The 25,482-nt window shown below is 38.5% G+C and carries 23 protein-coding genes, 3 tRNA genes and 1 riboswitch; of the genes, 9 read left to right on the forward strand and 17 right to left on the reverse strand.

Features of this window, described 5'->3' with window-relative positions:
* The first annotated feature begins 6 nt into the window (after window positions 1–6).
* The 6 genes from PMI13_RS00775 (at window position 7) to PMI13_RS00800 (ending at window position 2,334) form a co-directional block, all read left to right on the forward strand.
* Window positions 7–1,299: an N-acetylmuramoyl-L-alanine amidase family protein gene (locus PMI13_RS00775; protein ID WP_007839616.1), complete on the forward strand. Its 1,293-nt coding sequence runs from the start codon at window positions 7–9 to the stop codon at window positions 1,297–1,299.
* Window positions 1,300–1,357: 58 nt separating this feature from the next.
* Window positions 1,358–1,432, forward strand: a tRNA-Glu gene (locus PMI13_RS00780).
* Window positions 1,433–1,442: 10 nt separating this feature from the next.
* A complete protein-coding gene (locus PMI13_RS00785) occupies window positions 1,443–1,763 on the forward strand; it encodes a hypothetical protein (protein WP_007839618.1) in 321 nt (106 codons plus the stop codon).
* Window positions 1,764–1,829: 66 nt separating this feature from the next.
* Window positions 1,830–2,084 carry a 30S ribosomal protein S20 gene (gene rpsT, locus PMI13_RS00790; protein WP_034669460.1) on the forward strand — a complete coding sequence of 85 codons (255 nt, stop codon included), beginning with the start codon at window positions 1,830–1,832 and terminating at the stop codon, window positions 2,082–2,084.
* A gap of 10 nt (window positions 2,085–2,094) precedes the next feature.
* Window positions 2,095–2,166: transfer RNA gene (locus PMI13_RS00795), tRNA-Glu, on the forward strand.
* A gap of 96 nt (window positions 2,167–2,262) precedes the next feature.
* Window positions 2,263–2,334 (forward strand) — tRNA-Glu (locus PMI13_RS00800).
* A gap of 102 nt (window positions 2,335–2,436) precedes the next feature.
* Here PMI13_RS00800 and PMI13_RS00805 read toward each other — a convergent pair.
* Together PMI13_RS00805 and PMI13_RS20445 are read right to left on the reverse strand one after the other, a co-directional pair.
* Window positions 2,437–3,123 carry a response regulator transcription factor gene (locus tag PMI13_RS00805; protein WP_007839628.1) on the reverse strand — a complete coding sequence of 229 codons (687 nt, stop codon included), beginning with the start codon at window positions 3,121–3,123 and terminating at the stop codon, window positions 2,437–2,439.
* A complete protein-coding gene (locus PMI13_RS20445) occupies window positions 3,120–4,439 on the reverse strand; it encodes a sensor histidine kinase (RefSeq protein ID WP_156104406.1) in 1,320 nt (439 codons plus the stop codon). The genes PMI13_RS00805 and PMI13_RS20445 overlap by 4 nt, the downstream gene beginning before the upstream one ends.
* 123 nt (window positions 4,440–4,562) lie before the next feature.
* Between PMI13_RS20445 and PMI13_RS00815 the strand changes: the two genes are divergently transcribed.
* From PMI13_RS00815 to PMI13_RS00825, 3 genes are all read left to right on the forward strand, one after another.
* The gene (locus tag PMI13_RS00815) at window positions 4,563–6,716 is read left to right on the forward strand and encodes an outer membrane beta-barrel protein (RefSeq protein ID WP_007839632.1); all 2,154 of its coding nucleotides are present in this window, start codon (window positions 4,563–4,565) and stop codon (window positions 6,714–6,716) included.
* A 223-nt stretch (window positions 6,717–6,939) separates the two neighbouring features.
* Window positions 6,940–7,599, forward strand: coding sequence for a FadR/GntR family transcriptional regulator (locus PMI13_RS00820; RefSeq protein ID WP_007839634.1), 660 nt, complete (start codon window positions 6,940–6,942; stop codon window positions 7,597–7,599).
* Window positions 7,600–7,658: 59 nt separating this feature from the next.
* Window positions 7,659–8,876, forward strand: coding sequence for an MFS transporter (locus tag PMI13_RS00825; RefSeq protein ID WP_034669484.1), 1,218 nt, complete (start codon window positions 7,659–7,661; stop codon window positions 8,874–8,876).
* Window positions 8,877–8,977: 101 nt separating this feature from the next.
* Here PMI13_RS00825 and PMI13_RS00830 read toward each other — a convergent pair whose 3' ends face one another.
* From PMI13_RS00830 to PMI13_RS00905, 15 genes are all read right to left on the reverse strand, one after another.
* Entirely contained in the window at window positions 8,978–11,266 is a 2,289-nt protein-coding gene (locus PMI13_RS00830; protein ID WP_007839638.1) for a T9SS type A sorting domain-containing protein, read from the reverse strand.
* A gap of 41 nt (window positions 11,267–11,307) precedes the next feature.
* On the reverse strand, window positions 11,308–12,513 hold the full coding sequence (locus PMI13_RS00835) for a hypothetical protein (protein ID WP_007839645.1): 1,206 nt from the start codon (window positions 12,511–12,513) through the stop codon (window positions 11,308–11,310).
* 15 nt (window positions 12,514–12,528) lie between these two features.
* A complete protein-coding gene (locus tag PMI13_RS00840; RefSeq protein WP_007839647.1) occupies window positions 12,529–13,665 on the reverse strand; it encodes a YncE family protein in 1,137 nt (378 codons plus the stop codon).
* A complete protein-coding gene (locus PMI13_RS00845; protein WP_316928687.1) occupies window positions 13,662–15,758 on the reverse strand; it encodes a TonB-dependent receptor plug domain-containing protein in 2,097 nt (698 codons plus the stop codon). Before PMI13_RS00845 ends, PMI13_RS00840 begins: the two co-directional genes overlap by 4 nt.
* Before the next feature lie 39 nt (window positions 15,759–15,797).
* Window positions 15,798–15,984: riboswitch (cobalamin riboswitch) on the reverse strand.
* 262 nt (window positions 15,985–16,246) lie between these two features.
* The gene (locus PMI13_RS00855; protein WP_007839651.1) at window positions 16,247–17,197 is read right to left on the reverse strand and encodes a transporter; all 951 of its coding nucleotides are present in this window, start codon (window positions 17,195–17,197) and stop codon (window positions 16,247–16,249) included.
* A 12-nt stretch (window positions 17,198–17,209) separates the two neighbouring features.
* The gene (locus PMI13_RS00860; protein ID WP_007839652.1) at window positions 17,210–18,262 is read right to left on the reverse strand and encodes a cytochrome-c peroxidase; all 1,053 of its coding nucleotides are present in this window, start codon (window positions 18,260–18,262) and stop codon (window positions 17,210–17,212) included.
* Entirely contained in the window at window positions 18,255–19,082 is an 828-nt protein-coding gene (locus PMI13_RS00865) for an MbnP family protein (RefSeq protein ID WP_007839653.1), read from the reverse strand. The genes PMI13_RS00860 and PMI13_RS00865 overlap by 8 nt, the downstream gene beginning before the upstream one ends.
* A gap of 118 nt (window positions 19,083–19,200) precedes the next feature.
* A complete protein-coding gene (locus PMI13_RS00870; RefSeq protein WP_007839655.1) occupies window positions 19,201–19,569 on the reverse strand; it encodes a hypothetical protein in 369 nt (122 codons plus the stop codon).
* 4 nt (window positions 19,570–19,573) lie between these two features.
* Entirely contained in the window at window positions 19,574–20,248 is a 675-nt protein-coding gene (locus PMI13_RS00875; RefSeq protein WP_007839656.1) for a superoxide dismutase, read from the reverse strand.
* Window positions 20,249–20,331: 83 nt separating this feature from the next.
* Window positions 20,332–21,015, reverse strand: a complete 684-nt coding sequence (locus PMI13_RS00880; RefSeq protein ID WP_034669487.1) for an SCO family protein — start codon at window positions 21,013–21,015, stop codon at window positions 20,332–20,334.
* On the reverse strand, window positions 21,002–21,277 hold the full coding sequence (locus PMI13_RS00885) for a YHS domain-containing protein (protein ID WP_034669466.1): 276 nt from the start codon (window positions 21,275–21,277) through the stop codon (window positions 21,002–21,004). Before PMI13_RS00885 ends, PMI13_RS00880 begins: the two co-directional genes overlap by 14 nt.
* A 183-nt stretch (window positions 21,278–21,460) precedes the next feature.
* Window positions 21,461–21,811 carry a hypothetical protein gene (locus PMI13_RS00890; protein ID WP_007839658.1) on the reverse strand — a complete coding sequence of 117 codons (351 nt, stop codon included), beginning with the start codon at window positions 21,809–21,811 and terminating at the stop codon, window positions 21,461–21,463.
* Between the two features lie 320 nt (window positions 21,812–22,131).
* Complete coding sequence (locus tag PMI13_RS00895; protein WP_007839661.1) at window positions 22,132–24,093, reverse strand: heavy metal translocating P-type ATPase; 1,962 nt, start codon at window positions 24,091–24,093, stop codon at window positions 22,132–22,134.
* A 44-nt stretch (window positions 24,094–24,137) separates the two neighbouring features.
* Window positions 24,138–24,557 (reverse strand): Fur family transcriptional regulator, encoded by a 420-nt coding sequence (locus PMI13_RS00900; protein ID WP_007839663.1) that lies wholly within the window; start codon window positions 24,555–24,557, stop codon window positions 24,138–24,140.
* Between the two features lie 15 nt (window positions 24,558–24,572).
* Window positions 24,573–25,469 (reverse strand): cation diffusion facilitator family transporter, encoded by an 897-nt coding sequence (locus tag PMI13_RS00905; protein ID WP_034669488.1) that lies wholly within the window; start codon window positions 25,467–25,469, stop codon window positions 24,573–24,575.
* Window positions 25,470–25,482 lie beyond the last annotated feature (13 nt).

Here is a 25,482-nt window from a genome sequence, read left to right on the forward strand (position 1 = left end):
TGTAAGATGTACAAACAAAATTTTAAAATAATTTTATCATTTCTCCTTATTCTTCTAAGCAACTTTATTTTTTCCCAAAAGAAATTCACAGTCGTTTTAGATGCCGGACACGGGGGGGGTGACCATGGAGCCAATAGAACTTATAGCGATATTGGAAGAATAGCAGAGAAGGATGTGACGCTTGCTGTTGTGTTAAGAATTGGTAATATGCTTGAAAAAAATAAAGATTTCAAAGTAATATATACCCGTAAATATGACGAATACCCTTCTCTTTCAGACCGAACCAATCTTGCGAACAGAAGTAAAGCAGACCTTTTTGTCTCTGTGCACTGCAATTCTGCAGTAAGATCCAGCGCATACGGAACTGAAACCTATGTGCAGGGGCCGAACCAAAATGATGAAAACCTGGAGGTGGCCAAAAGAGAAAATGATGTAATTTTTCTGGATGAAAAAGATAAACAAACCTTTGGATCTTATAACCCAAATTCACCGGAATCTTTAATTGCCCTAAAACTTCAGCAAAGTAAATATCTTGAATCAAGCCTTCTTATGGGCGGACTGGTAGAAGACAATTTTGTAAACAAGGATAAAAGATTTTCAAGGGGTGTTTTTCAAAAAAACTTACACGTTCTCCGTATGAATGCAATGCCTTCAGTACTTATAGAGACAGGATTCATCAACCATCCCGAAGAAAGCCATTACCTCGCTTCCGAGAAAGGACAGCAGGAAATTGCAGAAAGCATCTACAATGCTATTATTGATTATAAAAAAGCAGTCGACAGGAAATCCGGCGGCGTAATTGCCACCATTAAAAAGCCTGAGCCTGAAAAACCGGCAGAAGTTCCTTTAAAGAATGATTTCAGAATCTTGCTGATGAGCTCACCTACTAAATTTAATGACGGAGATCCTGCTTTAAAAGGCTTAAACTATATTCTTCCGATCAAAGAAAACGGGCAGTACAAATATTATTATGGTGTGACAAATATGGCTTCTGTAAAAGATATCAACCTTAAAACGGCTAAGGATGCAGGATTTAGAAATGCATTTGCGGTAGGGTTTATGCCCAATCAGAAATTAAGCTCCGGAGGGTTTTATACCATTGAAGTTGCTGTCGGTGATAAGCTTACTGCCAATTCATTTATTTTACAGACTCTGAAAGATGTTGAAAGGAATAAGGACAGTGGAGTTTTCTATTATACCTATGGAAAAGTTTACACATTGGAAGATGCTGTAAAGTTACAGAAAAGCATTGAGGCTAAAGGCATTAAGAATACGGTCATTCAAAAAGTTTACAAATAACTCAAAAAATAATTTTGAAGTTCAGAAGTTAATCATTACTTTTGCAACCTCAAAATTTGGCCTATTCGTCTAGTGGTTAGGACTCAAGGTTTTCATCCTTGCAACAGGAGTTCGATTCTCCTATAGGCTACCAAATTTATATCATGCCGGATTTAAAAATACAAGAAGCGACATTGCTTTTTAAGAAAATCCACTCTAACCCAAAAAGTTACGATTTAAAAATCAATGAAGATGGGATAACAGGCAGAGATGAAAAAATAAGTTTCAGGCTTTACAGGACCGGAGAAAGGGTAGCTTTTGAAGTAACAATTGACGGACTTACCTTCACCAATACCACTGGAGAATGGAACAATGCGATGATAATGTTGAAAAATATTATCAGGAAAATAGATAAAGAACAAGAAAATTTAAAAATAGAACAAGCAATAGATAAACTCAGGAAATATTTATCTGAAGAAAATTAAAATTTTTGAAAATAAATTTTGCAGATAAGAAAAAAGTTTTTACTTTTGCACTCACATTTGAACGATATGGCAAATCATAAATCAGCACTAAAAAGAATTAGACAAAACGAAGCTAGAAAACTTCGTAACAGATACTACCACAAGACTGCAAGAACAGCAATGAAAGTATTGAGAAATGAAGAGGATAAGACTGCTGCTGCTGAGCAGTTGCCAAAGGTAATCTCTTTGTTGGATAAGTTAGCTAAGAAAAATATTATCCACAAAAACAAAGCGGCTAACTTGAAAAGTAAATTAACTAAGCACGTTAATAAATTAGCGTAATAGTATAGTCGGCCCGTTCGTCTATCGGTTAGGACCTCAGATTTTCATTCTGGTAAGAGGGGTTCGATTCCCCTACGGGCTACACACTTTAAACTATTTAACCGGATAGTTTAAATAAGAGTTGTAAACTTATAAAACAAAACACTAACCCTGTAATGCATTTTACAGTTTGGTAGATGGCCCGTTCGTCTATCGGTTAGGACCTCAGATTTTCATTCTGGTAAGAGGGGTTCGATTCCCCTACGGGCTACTTAATAACTTGCTATTTCTAGTAGGTTATTTTTTATTTAAAACTGTTTAAAATTAATTTTATCTCTCCTGCAGCTTATAATTTTCATTACTGCAATAATTATTAATTCCTCAAATGAAATTCAAATCCCATCCCGCGGATGGTTTCTATTTCGATCCTCGGATCTGCATTCAAATATTTCCGTAGCCTGCTTACAAAAACATCAAGGCTTCTGCCTGAAAAATAATCATCGCTCTTCCAAATCTGTAACAAAACTTCTTCACGCTTTATGATCCTGTTGGGGTTTTGTGTAAGATACAGCAAAAGCATGGCTTCCTTTTCGGTTAACCTTATATACGTATCTTTGTGTCTGAGCAGAAGATTATTATAATCAAAAATATATGATCCTACCGGTATTATTTCCGGGGTAGCCTTGGAAACTGAAGGCTCATTGCGTTTCAGAATGTTCCGGATTCTCAGGACAAGCTCATCAGCCTCAAACGGTTTTACCACATAATCATCAGCTCCAAGCTTCAATCCTTTCAGCTTATCTTCTTTTTGATTACGGGCTGTCAGAAAAATAAAAGGCATTTCCGGAAATACCTGGATAATTTCCGAGGCCAGTGTAAAACCATCCATCACCGGCATCATCACATCGAGAATACACAGATCTGCTTTTGTGGATCTTAAGAAGTTTAATGCTTCAAGGCCATCCGGGCTCCAGCTTACTTTAAATCCTGCAAGTTCCAGATACTGTTTTAGAATATCTGCAAAATCATAGTCGTCTTCAGCTAAAAGAATGTGTTTCATGACAGCGGCAAATAAATGGTGAATATACTTCCTTTTGATGAAAGGGATGAAACGGTAATTTCACCCTCATGGGCAGAAATAATTTCCTTAGTGTAGTAAAGCCCGAGCCCAAGACCTTTGGTGTTGTGTATATCTCCTTTCTCTATCCTGTAAAATTTATCAAAAATCTTTTCCTGATCTTTTCCGGCTATACCTATCCCGTTATCCTCAATGGTTAAGATATATTTATTCTCCATAACTTTATCTGAAATATTAATTTGCCGGGCTCCATATTTAACTGCATTATCCAGCATATTATTAATCGCAGTAGTCAGGTGAAACGGGTCAATATACAATTCGGCTTTTCTCTCCCCTACTGTAATATCCAATGGTATTGAAGGATAAACCGTCTGAAAGTCTGTAACAATCTGTGAAAGAAATGCGGGCATTTCTGTTTTCTCCTTTTTTAGTACAATATCTTCCGGCCCCGAAGCATGAATGATCACCTGATCAATAAGTTTTTTAAGACGGCGATGCTGGCGGTGAGCAATATGTACTGCATGATCAACCGCGATATTTTCGTCAGGCCCGGCCTGCTCCTGAATCGTTCTGATAGCAACACCCAACGTAGCTAATGGGGTATTAAACTCATGGGTGATATTATTAATAAAATCAGTCTGGATATCTGCAATTTTCTTCTGTTTAATTAAACTCCTTATGGAAAAGTAGAAGAGAAAAATCAACAGGCAGAATACGAATACAGAAAATAAAAGCAACCCAAGCATCTGTCCAAAAATCTTCCGTTGCCAATCGTTGATACTGAAATTGGATTGTGTGGTAAATTCTTTTACAAAAGCACTCGTTTCACCATCTACATGGGAAGTCATGTCATGAATAATTTGTGGATTTTCCAGCTCTTTCCCATTTCCAAACCAGGTTTTACCTTTTATAATCAAAGGTGGAGCGGAAGCTGACGAGGTCAGTTTTGCATACTTTACCGTCACGCAATAGGCAGTATTATATTCTGATAACACTGGATTATGGCTGATATAGTCTTTTATTCTTTTTGAAATTTCAGCAGTTTTAAGCAAAACAGCATCATTGATCTTCTCGCGTTGATCTGTTTTTGTAAGCTGATCCATATGCCTGATCAATTCACTTCGCAGAGCATTGATATTGATCTTATCCTCCATTTTAATGAGTTCAACCCGCACAGAAGCCTGGGCTTGCTTTTGTTTCAGCATAAAAGTGTTGTAAATAAAATACCCCTGCATAACAGTCATTGCCAATATGACAAGCACACAGTTCCAGATCAGATATTTTATTTTTGATTTCACAGGCTAAAGATACTAAGATCAATGCTTGATATTTTAGTTTTGAATTGCTTTAACACTTCATTAACCGGACATTAACCCAAATGAGAGAGCCAATCATCTACTTTTGCTGTAAATAAACATCCTGTGAAAACAATCCTCTCTCTATTATTCAGCATTGCCCTGTTGGCATCAAATCTTTCTTTTGCCCAAACCAAGCCGGATACCGTCAAAACAACCGAGCTAAAAGAGTTGGCCCTTGAATATAAAAAACCAAAAATCATCCGTAAAGCAGACCGTATTGAATTCAATGTGGAAAACACTATTTTATCAAGCAGCAATGCCTGGGAAATTGTAAAACGGTCCCCAAATGTACAAACCTCGGCTGATCAATTATCTGTCCGGGGCAGCCAGTCCATCATCGTAACCATTAATGATAAAAGAGTTTCCCTTACTGGAGAAGAGCTTAAATCCTTATTGCAAAATATGAATGGTTCTGACATTAAATCCGTCGAAGTGATTACCAGCCCACCGGCCAAATATGAAGCTTCCGGCAGTGCGGTGATCAATATTAAAATGAAAATGAATAGGACCAAAGGATATAAAGGTTCTGTAAACATCGGTTACGAACAGGGAATATATGCCCGTGAAAACATAGGGATCAGCCAGTATTACAAAGCAGGAAAGTTTGCTTTATCCGGAAGCTATCAATTCGGAACAGGTATTTATTATAATGAAATTAAAGAAGTCATCAATTACCCTGAACAACACCAGCAATGGGAAAATATTCTTCACAGAAAGAACAAACGTGATGCTGAACACACTTACCGGTTTAATGCAGATTATGCAATTGACAGCCTGAATACTTTAAGCCTTGGGGCAGATGGGTATATTGCCCAAAAGAACCATGCGCTTTATAATGTTCCTACTTATATTTATACTGCTGACAAGAATCTTCAGTCTTATTTTGTCACTCAAAACAATCGGCAGACTCCAAATTCTACCATTAATTATAATGTACAATATGAACATCGTTCTTCTTCCAGAGAAAAGCTTACCACTTCAGCTGCCTACACCGACTATCATTATGAAACCAGCCAGGACGTAAAAACAGATTATTTTATGATAGATCCCCGGTCCCAAAGGTTTCTGACAGGCAATGAACAGCATATCCGGATTTTTACCGCCCAGATGGATTATAGTACCAATAAGCAATGGGCCAATTTTGAAACAGGATTAAAATACAGCCTGGTAAAAGCAGTAAACAACCTGGACTTTTTAAGGGATATTAACGGAGAACTGAATAACGATCCACTTTTAAGCAATATATTCAGATATGATGAAAAAGTGCTGGCAGGCTATGTAAGTGCAGGAAAAGACTGGAAATCCTGGAGCATCAAGACCGGGCTCAGAGCAGAATTAACCTCTGTTGGCGGTAGTTCTATTCACCCTGAGCAGAAAAATGTGCAACGATATTTTAACATTTTTCCTACTTTGTTTATACAGGACAAATTATCGGAAAATCATCAGTTAAGTTTCTCGTATGGAAGGAGAATCACCCGCCCTGTCTATAATTATCTTAACCCTTCCAAATCTTATTTCAGTCCCAATTCTTACCTCATTGGTGATGTTGAATTAAAACCTGCAATCTCTAATCAATTGAGCATGACGTATTCTTATAAAAATAAATATGCTGCCGAGCTTTATTATATCCACGAGAAGAATCCGACCTCACAGCTTACGATCCAGGATAATGTAAACAACATCCTGATTCAGAAAATAACCAATATTCCGGGTAATGATTATTCCGGACTCAGTCTTAGTGCTTCTTTTGATCCTGCCCCGTGGTGGTCTGTCAATCTTCAGGGCGGGCCTGTCCTTCAATTGAATGATTTTATTTTCAGCGACGGCAGTCGGCTTAAAAAACAGAAATGGGGAGCCAATGGCAGTGCAGATATGCAGTTTACACTCAGTAAAAAATCCGGGCTTACCGCTGATATTAATTTTATGTTCAACACCTCAAGGTTACAAGGCCCGGCAGTAGCAGGAAGTACAAGCAACTTGAGTTTAGGAATGAGAAAGAAACTTTTTGCAGACCGGGCAGAAATCACTTTAAGTCTGCAGGATATTTACAGAGGGGAGAAATTTAAAGTGACTTCCTTCTATAAAGACCAGAATAATTACTATACCTATTATGGAGATACCCAGCGGTTCAGGTTGAGTTTTAAATATAACTTTGGAAAGAATACCATAAAAGCCAGAGAAACAAAGCAGAAAACGGATGAACAGCAACGTTTGTAAACAGATATTTATGACTGAAATTTCTGACAAGAAGTATTAAATTTATCCGTTATATTGAATTTTTTTTTCAATTAAAGTGAATAAATGATAAAACACCCCAATTCAGAAAATCAGGATTCAGAAAAAACGGATGAATTGTTTCATCATTTTAAATATTTCAAATGAGACTTGTAAAACAGGGTGTAATACCCTATCTTTGCATTCATCAGATGATAAGATGTATATGACACAGATCCAAAGAAAAACATTGGCCCAGGAAGTAGCCGAAAGGCTGGCTGAAGGGATCATCAATGATGAATATGCCATCGGAGGAAAACTTCCTACCGAACCAGAGCTCATGAAAATGTATGGTGTCGGGCGTTCCAGCATTCGTGAAGCCATAAAAATACTATCGATCAAAGGAATACTGAGCGTTCAACAAGGAGTGGGAACATTTGTGGTTTCTAAAAATATTCAGGAATCACTGGAGACCCGGATGAACAGAGCCCAGATTGAAGAAGTATTTGAAGTACGGTCTCTTCTTGAAGCAAAAATTGCAGCAAGGGCAGCCATTCATCATACAAAGAAAGAATTAAAGATCATCAAATCTTATCTGGATTTAAGGGCTAAACTGGCTGAAGAAAACCAGGCATTGGAGTGCTACCAGACCGACATTAATTTTCACGTTGCCATCGCAGAAGCCTGTGGGAATCCCCTTTTGAAAGAAATCTATAAAATAGCAAGCAAACATGTACTGAGAACTTATGAAAGCAGCCATAACAACAGTACAGATTCTTTCAAAGCTTCCCAGAAAATTCATACCGACCTTTATCAGTATATCGCAGACAAAGATCCTGACAATGCTGCATTGACGGCACAAAAAATTGTTGAAAAGCAATATTAGAAATCAAAAAATTTTAATAAAATTCATCTGATGACATGATGAATCACAACTGTAATTTTATGGAAAATATAAAGACCGCAACTATTGACACGACTAAAATTGTGTATCCGATTTTATTTATGATCAGTTTTTCCCATTTTTTAAATGACCTGATCCAATCAACCATTCCCTCATTGTATCCTATTCTGAAAGGCGAGTTTAAGTTATCGTTTGCCCAGATCGGGATCATCACATTAGTATTTCAGCTTACTGCCTCAATTCTGCAGCCATTTGTTGGTATTTATACCGATAAAAAACCAAACCCAAGATCTCTCGCTATAGGAATGACTCTTTCAATGGCCGGCTTATTGCTTCTGGCAGCAGCTCATCAATACTATGTAATCCTTATTGCAGTGGGGCTGATCGGGATGGGCTCTTCAGTTTTTCATCCTGAGGCTTCCAGGGTTGCTCAGATGGCTTCCGGCGGGCAGAAAGGATTGGCCCAATCTATTTTCCAGGTAGGTGGTAATTCAGGAAGCGCTATTGGCCCTTTACTGGTTGCCCTGATTGTTCTTCCGTTAGGCCAGGGATATGTAGGTTTATTTGCCATTGCCGCATTTATTGGGATCATTCTGCTGTGGAGAATCGGGAACTGGTATGCAGAAAGATTGGCTTTCAGAAAAACAGCAAAGCACAAAGACCTGGTTGTTCATATACCGTTATCACGAAAAAAAGTTTTATTTTCTATTACGATTTTATTGGCTCTGGTATTTTCAAAGTACATTTATCTGGCATCCATGACGAATTATTTTACTTTTTTCCTGATTGATAAGTTCCATATTTCGGTAAAAGATTCCCAGCTGTATTTATTCATGTTTCTTGCAGCAGTTGCAGTGGGAACTATTTTAGGAGGAAAATTGGGTGATAAATACGGCCGGAAGAAAATTATCTGGGTCTCCATTCTGGGAGCGGCTCCATTTACCCTTTGCCTTCCTTATCTTCCTTTGATGTGGACCATTATATTTGCTGTTATCATCGGATTGATCATTGCATCAGCATTTTCTGCCATTTTAGTCTATGCAACAGACCTTATGCCTGATAAAATAGGCTTGGTAGCCGGATTATTTTTCGGTTTCATGTTTGGAATGGGCGGTATCGGTTCTGCTGTATTGGGAGCCGTTGCCGATGACACCAGCATTGAATATGTCTTTAAAATCTGTGCATTCCTTCCATTGATGGGAATCATCACAGCATTTTTACCCAATATTAAAGGACAGAAGACTAATAAACAGGATTAATTGAACACAGTTATTCAGATCTACAAAAACCCCTTTACTATTGAAAGCAAAGGGGTTTTATCATCTCATTATTTAAAGAACAAATTCTTTCTGAAATATCCTTAGTGTTTAATAAACTTCTGCTGATACACTGCCTTGTCGGTTACCGCTCTCAAAATATATACTCCTTTCGGAAGCATGCTTACATTGATTTGCCCATTGCTGAACGGAGCATTTACTAATTTGCCGGAAGCATCATAAATTGTAATACCTGAAACTTTATCCTGAGTCTTGATATTAATAGTTTCTGACGCAGGGTTCGGATAAATACTGAATTCCAGTTTTTTCACCTCAACCGTACTTAATGTGGAAACACTTGCATTAACGGCAAGGGATTTTTCAACTAATTTCCCGTTTGAATTAAAGCTTATCGTTACGGTTGCAGTTCCTGTAGCCTGTGGAGTTAAAACCAATTCGTCATTGGCATTGATCACTGCTGAAATAATAGAAGCATTGCTATTTGATTCCACAGCTTTTACAATGGCTGAAGATAAATTATCTGCATCGGAAACCACTGTTTTCAAATCAATCACCGTTACATTGTTCACCATAACCTGTGATGGGAATGTATTGCTGATGACAGGAGCACTGCTATCCGGGAATACTGCAAGAGCAGGGAACCAGTAATAATCAGTCAGGGTTTTAGTATTGAGTAGAGCTCCGGTATTGCTGAAAGTATGAATCCAGTTTTTCTGATAATGTGCAGCGAAACCACTTTCTGTAGTATTTACAATTAACTCATCTGTAACCGGGTTTACACGTAATGCCGCTCCATAAGGAATCTGCTTGTAAGTACCTGTCTGCCCCGGAAGTACAGCAAAGTTTTCATTGATCGTTTTTGTTGTCACATCAAATTTTATAATCTGTGCCCCGGAAACGAAACTGTTAACAGAATTGAGCCAATACAATGCATTTTGTTGACTACTGTAGGTAAAACTTCCTGCATTCCAGGCACCCCATGAACCTAGATATTTGGTAACAGGAATAGGATATTCCGTTGTCACAAAAGTAACAGGATTAATATTCACCAGCTTCTGGTCTTGAATCGCCCAGATACTTCCGTCTTTAGCCTGTGTAATAGAATGGAAACTTCCTGAAATGGTATGGGTAACCGTGTGGGTATTCGGATTGATAACCAATATTCCGGCTGATTGTTTTACAGCAAAAACATACTGTGAGGTACGGATCATATTTCCGATCTGTCCTGCATACTGGCTTCCGCCTCCTGTAGTAGGAATCAGGTTCCCAACCTGTAAATTATCTATATCAAATAAATAAATTCCATTGGAAGTTCCGATGTAACCTTTATGAGCATTTACTCCCACAAAAGATCTTCCGTCTCCACCACCGATTGAATTGAATGTTGCAATCTTTTGCATCGTTGCAGCATTTGCCACAACCAGTCTTCCACCCGGCGTATATTGGGTATCTCCACCGTCCGCAGCCTGTTTTGAAACAAAATAAAATTTATCTCCATAGATCGTTCCGTATTGTGTTGTCGCTCCAAATGCATGATTGTTATTGACATTGCTATACACCCGGTAATCAATCTGTCCGTTATTGCCGATAAAATTGACGGAACCGTTGGTATGCCCGAACCATTCTTCGTTTACCATAAAATAACCGTCTGTAAAATTGGTTAATGAAGAAAGTGAAGGAGAAGTTGCCGGTGTCAGGGTAGAAGCGATCGGTACAGAATTCATTCCAGGATTAAAATTCCATGCATCCCAGGAACCGTTCTGTAAAACACGGCTGCTCGCTCCCACCCCTGAATATCCGAAATCAGCATTTGTAGGATCTTTCACCCAGTAAGACCAGTATCCTGTAGTCCATCCGGATTGCCAATGATCATTGATGTCTGCTGATGTATAGCTGTCAAAGTCATAAGCTGTCGTATTCACGATGCCATCTACCGGATACAGTGGAGAAGAGGTATTCCCGTTTTTATAAAGCGCGTTGGTTCCCTGCCCGTTTAAATCATATCCCAAACCTCCGATGGCAGTTCCGAACTGGGTTCCCTGGTATAGTAATGTAAACAGTCTGTGATCCGCTTTTGCAATAGCTTTCATCATATCTTCTCCGGTAGCGGTTCCGTTCCATTTGAAACCCCAGACCAGAGCATCCGGATTTTTGCTGTCATTCCATTGTACGACAAAGGCAGCCTGGTTGGTTCCGGTACCTACCCAATACTGGATATCGGAAAAGTTGGTTACCGTTGCAGCATTTTTAAGCTGTAATTTTTTTGCAGGATTTTCCTTGATGTCATTTCGAGGTACTCCCTGCACTGTAACCTGTGCATTTGTAAAAAATGCAAACAGCAACAGTAGCGTTAAAAGGTAAATCTTTTTCATTGTAAATAATTTTTAAAGAAATTTATATTAAGGTTTTGTTTTTAATGCAGATGTAAATCATAAGCTCCGCCCACTTCTGTAGAAACTTCGCCCAGCCAGCCGGCTTCCTGATTGATTCCGGTATATACTTTCACAAAATCAATACCCGGCAGTTTTACATAACTTCCGCTCTTATCAACCGCCCAGGAAATATCGATATCAGAAGCTCCATCATTATTCGGGGCATTATCGGCATATCCGAACTCATAGGATTTCCCTACCCAATAGGAACCATTCCCGCTCTGATCGTAAAAATTGTTTTTTATTTTCGTTCCCGTAAGAACATAAGAAGTCTCAGAAAGCCATAATGGGTAATAGCTTTGGGCATGAAAAGCATTTTTAGTTTTAAAGCCGTTATTCCCCAGGTTATCCTGCCATTTGATATATTCTACATCTGCCTGCCACGGATCAGCTCCCGGAACAGCCGGTTTGTTTTCATCCGGTTTGAAATAGGTGATGCTGTAGTTTTTAACCGTTGTATTTTTAAAATATTCGCTTCCGGCAATCTCGTACCATTCGTTATCATCAGGTTTCCCATTTTTATTTTTATCATAAGCTACCATAATAATTCCCGGTTCACAGGATCCGGAACGGGGATCATTCGCATCATTTCCCCAGAATGCATTTCCCAGGATTTTAAAATCTCTTCCATCCATATTCGGGATCGTATGGTCAAAACCAAAGACAACGTAACCTCCGAAACCGCCTAATGTGACCATTGTAGAATTGGATCCCACCAAAGATTCTTTAGCCTTCTGAAGCAACTGGCTGAAGGTATTTCCTGCTGCATATTCAGGAACTTCATTGGTAAACTGCCCTACTGCAGGCCGAAAATCAAATACATTGGAAATATACCTGCTGTAAGTTCCCGTTTCCTGCTTTACTATAATAGTGGATTTATAGGTTTTCACCATACCATTATTCTCAATCTTTAGAGTGAGTGGATAGGTATCACTGTAAGGACTGATAAAATCCAGCTCAGCATCTTCAGAAATGACAGCGTCGTTGATACTCCAGGTAAGCTTACCGGTAACATTCGGTGCGATATTCAAAACTTTGAAACGGTCGACGGTATAGGAATCTTTGAGGCCATCAAAAGATATGTTTCCGTTATTGATATCGTCGTCATCGCTTTTACAGGCTGCCGGTCCTATTAAAAGAAAAGCCAGGGCAGCAATTTTCAGAATTTTTACTCTATTTTTTTCCATGTCTTGGATTCAATTTTATTTATACAAAAAGGTGAAGTGAGCCGGGATATTTCCGCCTTCGGTTTTCCATTTGAAGTGGCCGTCTTTATCAAAACAATATACAAACCCGGTGGATACGTAGTTCCGGGCATCGGTGAGGTAAATGTCTTCGGTGATCGGGTTTACGGCAATTCCGTAAGGTGTTTTTATAGCATCGGCATATTCCTGATCAACAATTTTATTAGAAATGACCTGTTCGGTTTTCACATCAATAATCCCGAAGGATTTGGTGTAAGAGTGAGTGTTGTAATTGAATTCGTTCCCGTAATAATAGAGTTTATCATTCACGATCGTTATTTCACTGACAGCAATATTAAAGTTCTTTTTTATAGTTCCTGTAGCAGCATCCACCAGATATAAACTGGACGGAACGGTATAATAATCTCCCCTTGAAGTTACATACAGGTCTCCGTAATTATCCTTTTTAATATGATGAAGGTTGATCGCAACATCGATCTTTTTTGTTTCCGTGAAAGTACTCAGGTCCACCACAGAAACCGTCCTGTCATAATTGGGAAATTTATATCCGCCCGAGTTGGCTACGAAAAGCCTGTTCCCTACAATCTCCATTTCTTCAGGCTGATATCCCACTGTGGCCTCCCGTTCAATGGAAAGGGAAACGGTATCAATCTCCACCACTTTTCCGATCGGTGCATTCGGATCCAAAACTACCGGGCCTGCATAGCTGCTGGCATATACTTTTCCGTTTTTGAAAGTAATATACCTGCAGTTTTGTAACGGAATGGTTTTAATCCGTTTCGCCGTTCTGGCATCCATCACCTCTATTTTGTTGGAAACATTGACTACAGCATAAAGTTTGCTTCCGTAAATCCGGATATCATTCCCTACATCGCCCAGTTCTTTTACCACATTAGGATTGATTTCTGCATAGATATTCCGGTGATAGGTACCGGTGGTGTAATCAAAGAAATCCAGAGTACATTTATTACTTCCCATATTCCCTTCATTCAAAAGATAAAAACCTTTGATTGCTGTGTTTTCAGGTTGGGCAAGACCTTCTTCCTTTTCTTCCCGGGTAATGTATTCATCTGTTCTGCAGGAATACAGAAGCATAAAGAGGCAGGCAAGGAGGATGATATTTACTGTTTTCATAGGGTAAAGTTTACAATGAGTTTAAAGGTTCTGCCAGGCATTGGATAGTTCAGAACCACATCATAATATTGATTGAAAATATTATTGACTTCAAGACTGGCTTTAAATTCATGGGTATTCCATTTGATTTTTTTCTGAACCGATAAATCATGGGTATACCAGGGCTGGATATAATTGTACTGAATATTGTTCTGCTGCCCGTCATACCGTTCCCCGATATACACGAAGCTATAATTGAAGCTCCAGTCTTTATAATCTGTCATCATTGTGAAATTTCCACTATGCCACGGTGTATAGGGAATCTGATCTCCGAAATAGGATTCACTTCTGTCTGAAAAATCTCTCGCACGCTGATAGGTGTAATTCAATTGTGGCCTCAGGATTACGTCTCCAAAATCCAGCTGGGTCTGTACATGAATGTCTGTTCCTAGAATTTCTACACTTCCAAGATTCAGCATCATCCAACGGAACAGGTTTCCGGTAGGGGCAGCAATGATTTTGTTTTCCACCTTATTGAAATAGCCGTCTATTTTGGCATAAATCCCTTTAAAAACCGGATTTTTAAATGTTTTCTCATAAGTAAATCCCAGGTTATACTGATTGGTAAATTCAGGTTTAAGAGCTACATTTCCAATCACAGTATAATACAGGTCATTGAAAGTAGGCATCCTGAATATTCTTTTGTAAAAAGCCCTTATTGTAAGATCTTTGGAGCCCAATGGCTGATACGACAAAAATGCAGACGGAGTCCATTCTGTTTTATCAGGAGATTTTGAATTTTTCTCTACATTTTCATGAACAAAAGTTCCCAGAACACTTCCTAAAAATTTGAACCGCCCCCATTGATAAGTGGTCGCAAAGGCTGCAAGCGAAGTATAGCGGGTGGGATAAGAGAAATTAACCAGGTCTGCATCAAGGTTATTGTACTGAAAATCTATACTGCCACTTACATCCCAATTGGAAGTAATGGAATACAGATTGGATGAGGAAATATAAACTTCTCTCTGGATGTATGTATTCCGGACCGGATAAGTAGTTTCTGTAGAGAGCGTATCCGCATAGAAGGTATAGTCGTAAGCAAATTTAGCTTTAAGCTGGGTCTCGAATTTCGGGAAAAGTTTTTTCCTGATACTTCCCTGAACAAAATAAGAATTATCCCTCAGCCGCTGCCCTCTTCCTCCAAAACGGTTATTGACAATCGCTGCGGGAATTCCACGGTCAGACAGATATCCGTATCCCCTCACTGTCCAGCTTCCGTCTTTGATATCACTATGAAGGCTGGTTTCAAAACGTTTTGAAGTAATATCCGAGTCAAACCTTCTGGCAATCGTATCATTGGCTATTTCGCCATCAGGGTATTTCTTTTTATACCTGAATTTATAAATTCCGTCACTCTGCAAAAATTCAGAGCTGAAGCTTGCCGATATTTTCCCAGATATTTTCTGTTCCAAACGAAATGAAGGGTTAAATAAATCGATCGAAGAATTTTTAAATTTCAGTACCAGATTGGTTTTCCTGTTTCCTTTAAAACCTGGAGTTTTAGGTTGTAAATAAATGGACCCTGAAGACCCGAAATCTTTAGCAGGCTGGAAAATTTCACTTTTCTGCCCGTTGTATAAAGAAATTTCCTCAAGATCATCAAGAGAGTATCTTCCCAGATCGACCACTCCGTTTTGTGCATTTCCGATCTGGATTCCGTCATAAAAAACACCTACATGCTGACTTCCCATGCTCCGGATATTCACTGTTTTCAAACCACCGATTCCGCCGTAATCCTTGATCTGAATTCCGGCAAAATAACGCAGTGCATCTGCTACAGACTGGCTGTTGAGTCTTTCCAGCTGTTCACCTGATAACATCTGAGCCGGGAGAATCTCTTTAAAATTCTTTTTCTGAATGCTTACAGGAATGATCATATGCTCTTTGATCGTATCCTTCGACTGACAAAAAAAGAGCTGGGCCATTACCACAAACATTGTGATAAAAGCTTTATTGTATCGTAAAGTGTAGTTTGTCACCATTAGCTCATTGGGGATAATGATGACGCTAATGGATATGAGAAAAACAATGACATGGCACAGCTGTAACTGCACAGAATCATTATTGTCCTAAGCTTTATTCCACGAAAGCGTCAAACGTTAAATCTTCTGGCAGGTCTTCTGACTTACTCCGTTTCTGAAATCCTTCCCATTAAAAAACAGTGGATATATATTCTTCAAAAACTTTAGTGTGGAGCTTACAGCAGCGGGTCTGTTCCGGATTTTCACCGGATTCCCTTTTAAGCGCTTTTTATGGCTCACCAGATTGCGACAAAGATAGAAAATTCCGGAGATAAACAATACACCATATAAAAATTTGATTTTCAATGAAATAAATATCGAAATTTGCAACAACTCGTGTAATTTATTAACGCAAAGTTTTATTTTCTTCTCCAATATTTAAGGAGAGCAAAGAATAAATCAATTAAAAATTGATTTAATGAAGTGTTTTTTCCATAAGCTTAATCAAAAACATAGCCTCTTAAATCAGTCGTCTTCCAAATAAAACTTTGCGTTACTTCAATTTCAGATTTTTTTAAATATTAAATTCCAAAATTGATAAAAACAGAAAACCGGGATCTTGCTTCGATACCTCCGCCGGCCAATTGGGTATAAAGCGGAAGCATTATTTCACTTCCCATACTCCATTTTCTGTAAGCCGCCTCAAAACCCAGCTTTCCATAAAGGCTACTGCCCGCTGTATCCGGCAAGGTTTCATCAAATTGTTTATTCCGGTCATAAACTTCTCCCTGCAATCCTGTCTTTCCTGAAAAAATAATATCATCCGTTTTGTACAGCTGATAAAATCCGGTCACAGCATAATTCCATTGATTTCCAAACCTGTAATTTTTCTTATTTTCTGTTTTAATGGTATATTCCGTATTGAAAAGCAGAGCCGTCTTATTTTTCTGGTATTTATAATTCAAAACCATCTGATAATCCCAACTTCCGGTTCCCAATTGGAAGCTAGGATTGGTTCCGGAGATTCCTTTTTCATCAAACTTTCCTAGCGGGACTTTGAGTCCGAAACCACCATTTAGCTGATGAAATGAATCTTTGGAATTCAACAGCTGATAAATTCCCATCAGACTTAAATCCCCGATTCCGTTGATCCTGATATTGCCCTGCATTGTTTTTTTCTCATGAAAATGAAACGGCAGGCTTGTATAAACACTCAGCTTTTGAGTGACCGGAATTTTTCCCCACAACTGAATGGTATTGAAATACTGATCCTGCGTTAAATCTTTTACAAACAGGTTTTCTTTAGCTTTATAATGCTGGGCAAAATATTTGATCCCTATAAACTGAGGGTTCAGTAAGGATTCAAATCCCGATGAACCATTTCCTGCAGCGCAACCGCACGCATCACAGTCATCATTAAATAATATAACGGGATTGAAATCATGATTCTGAATTTCAATACTGTCTTTGATCATATTGGCTTTAGCTGTATTGAACAACAGAGCAAATAGCGTGAAAATTAGATTTTTCATGTTCAGTACAATTTATTCTGAGAATTTTGGATTGGTGATAAAACTTTTATCCGATAATATTTTCAGGAAAGCAATGATCAATTGTTTTTCCTGGCTGTTCATCGGAATTCCTATATGCCCGTTCTGTTTAAGGAGCGGATCGAGATTCGCATGATCTTCTACATTATCCGAATAAAAGTTGAGCACTGCCTCCAGGCTGTAAAATCTGCCGTCATGCATATATGGTGCTGTATATTCCACATTTCTCAGGCTTGGCACCCTGAACTTCATCCAGTCATTCTGATCAAGGGTCACTCTATAACGTCCGGCATCTTTAAACTGGATATTGTAGTACATCCCCGTATTCCTGAAGCTTTCATCGGTGAATAATTCTCCGCTGTGGCAGGAAGCACATTTCTGCCGGAATAAGGCCATTCCCTGGGATTCCTGTGAAGTCAGCGCCTCTTTTCCCTGTCTGTAGTGATCATATTTGGAACCGGCTGAGATCATGGTAATCATAAACTGTGATAAAGCTTTTAAAACTCTTTCACCCGTTATATTTTCATCTCCATAAGCAGATTTGAAGAGCTTTTTATATTGACTATCTGAGCTTAATTTGGAAATAACTTCCGGCATCGAACCGTCCATTTCATTTACATCCGTAATCGGAATAATCGGCTGCTCATTCAGATTATGAATAACACCATCCCACATATACCGTTTTAAAAATGCCATATTCTGGATTGGTGGAGCATTTCTGATTCCTATCCTGTCATCTACTCCATGACTCACGGTATGCCCGTGATGGGTAAACGCATTTTCCTGAATGTGGCAGAAGCCGCATGAAATGGTATTATTCCGGGAAAGCCTGCCTTCATAAAATAATTTCCGCCCCAGCTCTACACCATTTTTTGTGACCGGATTTCCAGCCTGATCAATACTCATCTCAGGAAAATAAGATGGAAACTGAAGTTGATATACTTCATCTTTTCCCAGAGGTTCAATCACTTCATCCGAACATGATACCGAAATCAGAAACACGGTAACAACCAATATTAAATTCAATACTATCCTGATTTTAATCATTGTGAACGTGATCTACTTTAAACATTTTAGTAAGGTTATTGGTCACATTGACCAGATGCGGGCCTGATCCCATCATCATATCGTTTGCAGCAGACAATGTAAGTGAAGTATCTCCGCTTAAATACTGGTTTAAATCTGCCAGAATATGAATCGAAGGTGTAATAGTCTCCGTTACTCTTGCTGTTATAGGCAGATCCAATGTAATTTCCCTGTACAGGTCGGGGGTATTATTCGCTGAAACATTTCCCATATTTCCGGTATGATTCATGAATTCTGTATCGGCTGATGGTGTTCCGTATTTTCCTTCGAGCTTTACGAAAACATAGCCGGCAGCCCATGACCACGACATTCCTTTGGCCTTGGCTTTGTTCCAGAATTCAGCCTGCCCGTTCTGCCCGAGCAAATAAGCGTTCTGACTGATTCCCAATCCGAATTTTATTTTTTTGTAATTGCTTTTAGGAATTTCATTTAAATTCAGGTATACAATTCCTGCTACGGCATCTGCCTGGTCTACAATAAAAGCTCCTTTATCCGGATTATTATCATTGTATTTAAATTCGTTTCCTTTTTCATCAATCAGGCTGATATTGCTGATCATATATTTTAATGCTGAAAACTGATGTTTCTGGCCATTGGAAGAAGTTTGTGTCGTCTGGTTTAAGACAATATCCCCAAGGTTATTAAAGCCGTTTTCAAATTTTATCTGAAGGTTTCCCGAAGAAACATTCTGCAGATCTTCATCATCGTTATTCCGGCATGATAAAAGGGGTAATAAAGTAATGGTAATAAGGAATAGTGATAAAAATTTATAAATTTTCATTGTTGATTTTTTAAATTAAATACGTGTTGAGTCTGTGCAATAGAAATGCTTTTTGAATATTGAAATACTCAATTTTTTAAAGACACAAGAGTTTTTTGTGATTAAAATATAAGGTAACTTAAAAAACCGGGGGCCTGAAAATGTGTTTCAGGAACAGAAATGAGTAATCTGTTTTGTAGATAAAAATGAAATTTAAAAACAAAAGGTCTTTTGCATTCTGAATTTCTGTGATTTCAGGAAGGATGTAAATATCAAGAATTTTCTGCCCTGAATTTTTTGTTTTGTTTAAAGGCGAAGATCCGGTATCATTGGTTTTTGCCAGCTCTTTGCCCAGGTAACATTTCCCGTTACAATGAAGCTCGGGCCTGCTTTTATTGATACACAGAACGTTTGCGATATAATCATAATCTGCAACATACTCCATCATAGGGATCAGGGGCCTGACCACCATATAAAAAGTGAGGAATATGCTGCAAATTAAATTCATGAAATTATTTTTTGCTTAAAGCATCTTCATATCTCTGACTTACTGATTTCCAGTTCAGCACATTCCAGACTGCCGCAAGATAGTCGGCTCTTTTATTCTGATATTTCAGATAATAAGCATGCTCCCAGACATCGATTCCTAAAACCGGAGTTCCTTTTTCTTCAACAACATCCATCAGAGGATTATCCTGGTTTGGAGTAGAAGAGACAAATAATTTCCCGTTTTTGTCTACAGACAGCCATGCCCATCCAGAACCAAAACGGTCTGCCCCGGCTTTGCTCATTTTCTCTTTAAAAGCCTCCAAGCTTCCGAAAGTTTCATTAATCGCTTTCAATAGTTTTGCTGATGGCCGGGTATTTTTTTCAGGTGTAAGCATCGTCCAGAAAAGTTCGTGATTGTAGTGCCCGCCGGCATTATTCCTGATGACACGGCTTAATGTAGAAACTTTGGAAAGAATCTGAAATAAGCTTTCTTTTTCCTGTGGAGTTCCGGCAATGGCTTTATTCAGATTGGTTACATAGCCTGCGGCATGTTTCGTATAATGAATTTCCATTGTCTGGGCATCAATAGAACCTTCTAAAGCATTATATGCATAAGGCAGCGGGGTCTGTTTAAATTGTGCAAAAGCAAACTGCGCTGCAAAAACTGCGGTTAATGCAGCTATTTTCATAATCTTCATAATGTTTTGTATTTATGGTTTAACACTTTTTCTGAAAGGAAACCGGAAATCAGAATGTAATCTTTATATCCTGTTTCATTTTTTTATTTCAATAATTTCTTAATATCTTCAATCAGCTTTTCCCGGTCCGGATGGTATTTTCCGGTAAGATTTGTTGTTTTGCCTTCAGGGTCTTCATAGTTTAATCCTGAATAATACAGAATCGGCATATTGTCTTTATTATACCTGCAGCGGATATTCCCTTCCTGATCTACCAATGCAATCATTCCACTGTGATTCAGGCTTTCACCTTCATCGTTTTCATCACCTACATAGATATTGAAACGGTCTGCCAGATTTCCAATATAATCCCTGTCACCCGTTAGGAAATGCCAGTTCGGAGATTTTACACCTATTCTTTTAGCATGCTGCTTTAAAACTTCAGGAGTATCATTCAAAGGATCAATACTTATTGAGATGATTCCAAATTCAGGATTATTGATCTCATCTTCAATCGCTCTCATATTGCTGTTCATAATCGGGCAGATTGTAGGGCATTTGCTGAAAAAAAACTCCACCAGATATACTTTCCCAAGCATATCTTTATTCGTGACCTTTTTATTATTCTGATCCGTAAGTTTAAAATCAGGGACCTTCATTACCGTATAAAGGCTCTTTTTAAAATAGCTCATCCCGAACCCAACTCCTAAAAAGATCAATGCAATCACAGCAATCGGAATGATTATCCTGCTTTTTACGCTTTTATTTTCTTTTTTATTTCCTGGCATATTTTTCAGGGGTTTTGTTGAATTCATTCTTACAGGAAGCACTGCAAAAACCATACGTTTTATTTTTATAGGTTGCCGTAAATTTTAAATAATCGGCGGTTTTCATATGACATATAGGGTCTTCTGCATTCACCACTTTTATGTTCTTAAGATTCTCCTTTGGAGCATCCATGCTCTTTTTATGCTTTACTTTAGGTGTTTCCTGAGCACAGGAAAGCAATGATACTGACAGGAAAGCTGTCAAGATAATTTTAGATTTCATTTTAAATATAAATTGAAATTAATAATGATTTGAATAGAACCTATTGATTTAGACTCAATTATTTCCACGCAAAGCCAAACAAGGGTTTTTAATGTACTAAATGATTTTAGGGGCACAAAGGCGTTAACACTTAGCAAAGAAATACAATGCTGCTTCAAGGCGTGAAATAACCAGTATTAAGAATTAAGCTAAAGGCGGATGGAATATCCGGGTGGAATATTCTGAAAGATGAAAATTAAAATATCCGATATTGAGTGTTTTAATTAAAATATCAGATTCATGTTTATGTGAGAATGAAAGAATTTCGTTGGAAAGAAAGACATCCAGTACGGAAATTTTGATCGTCCGGGAATTATTCGATTGCTTTTCTGTTTTAGCCAGCTCCTTTGCAACATAGCATTTCCCTTTACATGTTGATTGGGGAATATTCCTGTTTTCGCACAGGTTTTTGACTATATAATCATAGTTTACCGCATAATTCACCAATGGCAATACCGGGCGTACTGCAATAGCAAAAATGAGGAATATGGACATGAAAAACTTCAATGATTAATTCTGTACTACAAATATACTATTCAAAATGATTGTAAGCCTGATTTATGATGAAAGTCATTGATCTTTTCGGTTGAGCGTTGAGAGAAAACAAAAGCCCCACTGGGATTCCAGGGAGCTTTTGCAAATATCATGGTTGGTAAATCTTTTTGTTAAACGCAAAGACGCAGAGTTGATAATGAAATGCTGTTTAAGGCGCCAGGATTTTATCTGCGATAAAATTGTTTGTGATTATTTTTGCCCGCAGATGAAGCATATTTTTTCTTTTTAGCATTTTAGCCAAAATTAAAAAATCCCTCTTATCAAAACCTCATCTGCTGTATTCTTACTGCATTTAAAATGGCCAGCAAAGCTACTCCCACGTCTGCAAATACAGCTTCCCACATGGTTGCGAGACCGCCTGCTCCGAGAACTAAAACCACTGCTTTTACAGCGAAAGCAAGGATAATATTCTGCCAGACAATTTTTTTGGTCTGTTTACCGATATTAATAGCCATAGGAATTTTACCTGGCATATCATCCTGAATGACAACATCGGCGGTTTCAATGGTGGCATCACTTCCTAATCCGCCCATGGCAATTCCCACATCACTTAAAGCAACTACCGGAGCATCATTGACTCCATCACCGACAAATGCGACGGTTTCATTTTTTGCTTTGATCTCTTGTACTTTATTCACCTTATCTTCCGGAAGTAAATCTCCGTAGGCATTCTGAATTCCCAAGGTATCTGCAACATATTTTACAACTGAAGTTTTATCTCCGCTCAACATGGTCGTTTTTACATTGAGTGCCTTTAATTTATTAATGGCTAATTGAGCATCGGCTTTGATGCTGTCTGCAATCGTAAGGCAGCCTACAAATTTTTTATCGTACGCCACAGCGATCAGAGTGTAAACAATATTTTCAGGCTTTATATCATAGGTGATATTCAATTTATCCAGCAGCTTAAAATTCCCAACCAATAATTCTTTTCCGTTGATCATTGCTTTCAACCCGTGTCCGGCCACTTCTTCTACATTTTCCAACGGGATTGAATGGTTGATTTCTCCGGCATAATGATGAATGGCAGTGGCCACGGGATGTGTACTTTTACTTTCCAGGGCATTAACCAGACCGAGGATTTCATTTTTATCAAATTCAGGTTTAAAATCTACTTCCTGAACTTTGAAAACACCTTCCGTCATGGTTCCTGTTTTATCCATTACTACATTCTGGATTCCTGCAAGGGTATCGAGGAAATTGCTTCCTTTAAATAAGATCCCGTTCCGGCTTCCGGCACCGATTCCTCCAAAATATCCTAAAGGAATGGAAATCACCAACGCACACGGACATGAAATCACCAGGAATATCAACGCCCTGTACAGCCAGTCTCTGAACTGATAATCGGCTACAAAAAAATAAGGCAGGAAAGTGATTCCTATCGCTAAAAATACGACAATCGGGGTATATACTTTTGCAAATTTCCTGATGAATAATTCGGTCGGTGCTTTTTGTGCCGTTGCATTCTGAACCAATTCCAGGATCTTGCTCAGCTTGCTGTCTTTGTAGGCGGTGGTTACTTTCACCTGGCTCACAGTATTCAGGTTGATCATCCCCGCCAGAACAGCTTCTCCTTTTATTTTTGTATCGGGCTTACTCTCACCTGTTAATGCGGCCGTATTGAATGATGCTTTTTCGGAGAGTAATTCACCATCTAAACCTAGTTTTTCTCCGGATTTCAATTGAATAATCTCTCCGATATTTACTTTTTCAGCTTTTACGGTTTGAGGCTGCCCGTCTTTTAAAACTGTCACCTCATCCGGACGCTGGTCGAGCAGAGATTTAATATTACTTTTTGCTCTTGTAACCGCCATGGCCTGAAAAACTTCTCCCACGGAATAAAACAACATTACGGCAACACCTTCCGGATATTCTCCGATAGCAAACGCTCCTACTGTAGCAATTCCCATCAGGAAAAATTCTGAGAAAACATCTCTCCGGATAATGCTTTGATATGCTTCTTTCAAAACGGGAAACCCCACAGGAATATAAGCAATACCATACCAAAAGATACGAACCCAGCCTGCAAACCAATCAGGTTTTATATACTGATCTAAAGTGATTCCTGAGATTAATATTATAAAAGAGATTATTGCAGGAAAAAACATCTGAAAAACCGATTGATCTCCTGTATCATGAGAATGACTGTGGTCATGATCGTGGCCATCTCCTTCTAAATGGCTGTGCTCTTTTTGGGGTTTTGTACTACAACATTCTTCCATAACTGATAATTTTAATCAAAATTAGTTTTAAAACCACTGCAATGCTATTGCAAACTTTCAAGACAGTTTTCACAGATCCCTTTGGCAAAAAGCCTTATTTCATCAATTCTGAAATCGGTATGGATGTGCTCAGGAAAAGAAATATCTTCCTTGCAGGTGGTCTGTCTGCATATTTTACAGTAAAAATGGAGATGCCAGTCTTTGTGTGTATTTTCATCACAACCGTCATGACACAGTGTATATTTTGTGGTTGTATTTTCCTGTATGCTGTGGACAATTCCTTTTTCTTCAAATGTTTTCAATGTCCTGTAGATGGTAGTTCTGTCGGCATTTTCAAAATGATTTTCTATTTCTGATAATGACAGGGCCATTTCCTGAGCACTTAAAAAATCATAGACCAGAATCCGCATGCTTGTGGGCTTGGTATTTTTATCAATGAGTTTATTTTCGATGTCTTTTTTCATTTTATTCTGTTTATTCTAAGAATGTACTTCTCCTTCTTCATATCCTTCTTCTTCAATCTGGATCGTTGTATGACTGATTTTAAAATTCACCGTTATCCGGTCTGTTAAGTCTTTCAACAATTCGTTTTGAGGAAACATTTTGTCTTTAATTACATGAACACTCATGGCGTTTACTCCTGATGTAAGCGACCATATATGAAGATCATGAATGCCTGCTACTCCGGGAGTTTGTTCAAGTAATTTACGTAATTTTTCAGGATCTACATCTTTCGGAACTCCTTCCATTAATACATTGACTGCTTCTTTCAGCAGGTGCCATGTCCTTGGGAAGATCAGCAATCCGATGGCAGCAGATATAATGGGATCGGCATAATACCAATTGGTGGTAAACATGATTACCCCTGCAATCATAACACCAATAGAGGTAAGCATGTCTGAAAGCACTTCAAAATAAGCACCTTTCATATTCAGGCTTTCACTGGAATCTTTCCTCAGGATCATCATTCCTATGATATTAACGACGAGCCCGATTCCTGCAACGATCAGCATTGATTTACTTTGTACTTCCGGCGGATCCTGGAATCTTTTATAGGCTTCAAACAAAACATATACGGAAATTCCAAGAAGTACAACCGCGTTAATGACGGCAGCTAATATTTCCGTACGGTAATAACCATATGTTTTGGTGGAACTGGCTTTACGTTCTCCTATTTTAATGGCGATCAGTGCAAGAAGCAAGCCTACCACATCGGTAAGCATATGAGCAGCATCTGCCAGTAAAGCAAGGCTCTGGGTAATCATTCCGCCAATCACCTCAGCGACAAGATAAGCTCCGCTCAGAGACAATACAATCACAAGATTTTTTTTATGCTTTGCCGCTGCCGAAACGGTCTGTATTTTTGTTTCACTCATCATTTATAGTTTA

It is taken from the genome of Chryseobacterium populi (assembly GCF_000282115.1).
Classification (GTDB): Bacteria; Bacteroidota; Bacteroidia; order Flavobacteriales; family Weeksellaceae; genus Chryseobacterium; species Chryseobacterium populi.

Bases quoted from the DNA above. Each gene is read 5' to 3' on its own strand.
- PMI13_RS00830 (WP_007839638.1), bottom strand. From the start codon at position 11,266: ATGAAAAAGATTTACCTTTTAACGCTACTGTTGCTGTTTGCATTTTTT.
- PMI13_RS00905 (WP_034669488.1), bottom strand. From the start codon at position 25,469: ATGAGTGAAACAAAAATACAGACCGTTTCGGCAGCGGCAAAGCATAAA.
- PMI13_RS00885 (WP_034669466.1), bottom strand. From the start codon at position 21,277: ATGAAATCTAAAATTATCTTGACAGCTTTCCTGTCAGTATCATTGCTT.
- PMI13_RS00860 (WP_007839652.1), bottom strand. From the start codon at position 18,262: ATGATTAAAATCAGGATAGTATTGAATTTAATATTGGTTGTTACCGTG.
- PMI13_RS00775 (WP_007839616.1), top strand. From the start codon at position 7: ATGTACAAACAAAATTTTAAAATAATTTTATCATTTCTCCTTATTCTT.
- PMI13_RS00870 (WP_007839655.1), bottom strand. From the start codon at position 19,569: ATGAATTTAATTTGCAGCATATTCCTCACTTTTTATATGGTGGTCAGG.
- PMI13_RS00855 (WP_007839651.1), bottom strand. From the start codon at position 17,197: ATGAAAAATCTAATTTTCACGCTATTTGCTCTGTTGTTCAATACAGCT.
- PMI13_RS00820 (WP_007839634.1), top strand. From the start codon at position 6,940: ATGACACAGATCCAAAGAAAAACATTGGCCCAGGAAGTAGCCGAAAGG.
- PMI13_RS00875 (WP_007839656.1), bottom strand. From the start codon at position 20,248: ATGAAGATTATGAAAATAGCTGCATTAACCGCAGTTTTTGCAGCGCAG.
- PMI13_RS00865 (WP_007839653.1), bottom strand. From the start codon at position 19,082: ATGAAAATTTATAAATTTTTATCACTATTCCTTATTACCATTACTTTA.
- PMI13_RS00840 (WP_007839647.1), bottom strand. From the start codon at position 13,665: ATGAAAACAGTAAATATCATCCTCCTTGCCTGCCTCTTTATGCTTCTG.
- PMI13_RS00825 (WP_034669484.1), top strand. From the start codon at position 7,659: ATGGAAAATATAAAGACCGCAACTATTGACACGACTAAAATTGTGTAT.
- PMI13_RS00785 (WP_007839618.1), top strand. From the start codon at position 1,443: ATGCCGGATTTAAAAATACAAGAAGCGACATTGCTTTTTAAGAAAATC.
- PMI13_RS00895 (WP_007839661.1), bottom strand. From the start codon at position 24,093: ATGGAAGAATGTTGTAGTACAAAACCCCAAAAAGAGCACAGCCATTTA.
- PMI13_RS00835 (WP_007839645.1), bottom strand. From the start codon at position 12,513: ATGGAAAAAAATAGAGTAAAAATTCTGAAAATTGCTGCCCTGGCTTTT.
- PMI13_RS00880 (WP_034669487.1), bottom strand. From the start codon at position 21,015: ATGCCAGGAAATAAAAAAGAAAATAAAAGCGTAAAAAGCAGGATAATC.
- PMI13_RS00890 (WP_007839658.1), bottom strand. From the start codon at position 21,811: ATGTCCATATTCCTCATTTTTGCTATTGCAGTACGCCCGGTATTGCCA.
- PMI13_RS00900 (WP_007839663.1), bottom strand. From the start codon at position 24,557: ATGAAAAAAGACATCGAAAATAAACTCATTGATAAAAATACCAAGCCC.
- PMI13_RS00805 (WP_007839628.1), bottom strand. From the start codon at position 3,123: ATGAAACACATTCTTTTAGCTGAAGACGACTATGATTTTGCAGATATT.
- rpsT (WP_034669460.1), top strand. From the start codon at position 1,830: ATGGCAAATCATAAATCAGCACTAAAAAGAATTAGACAAAACGAAGCT.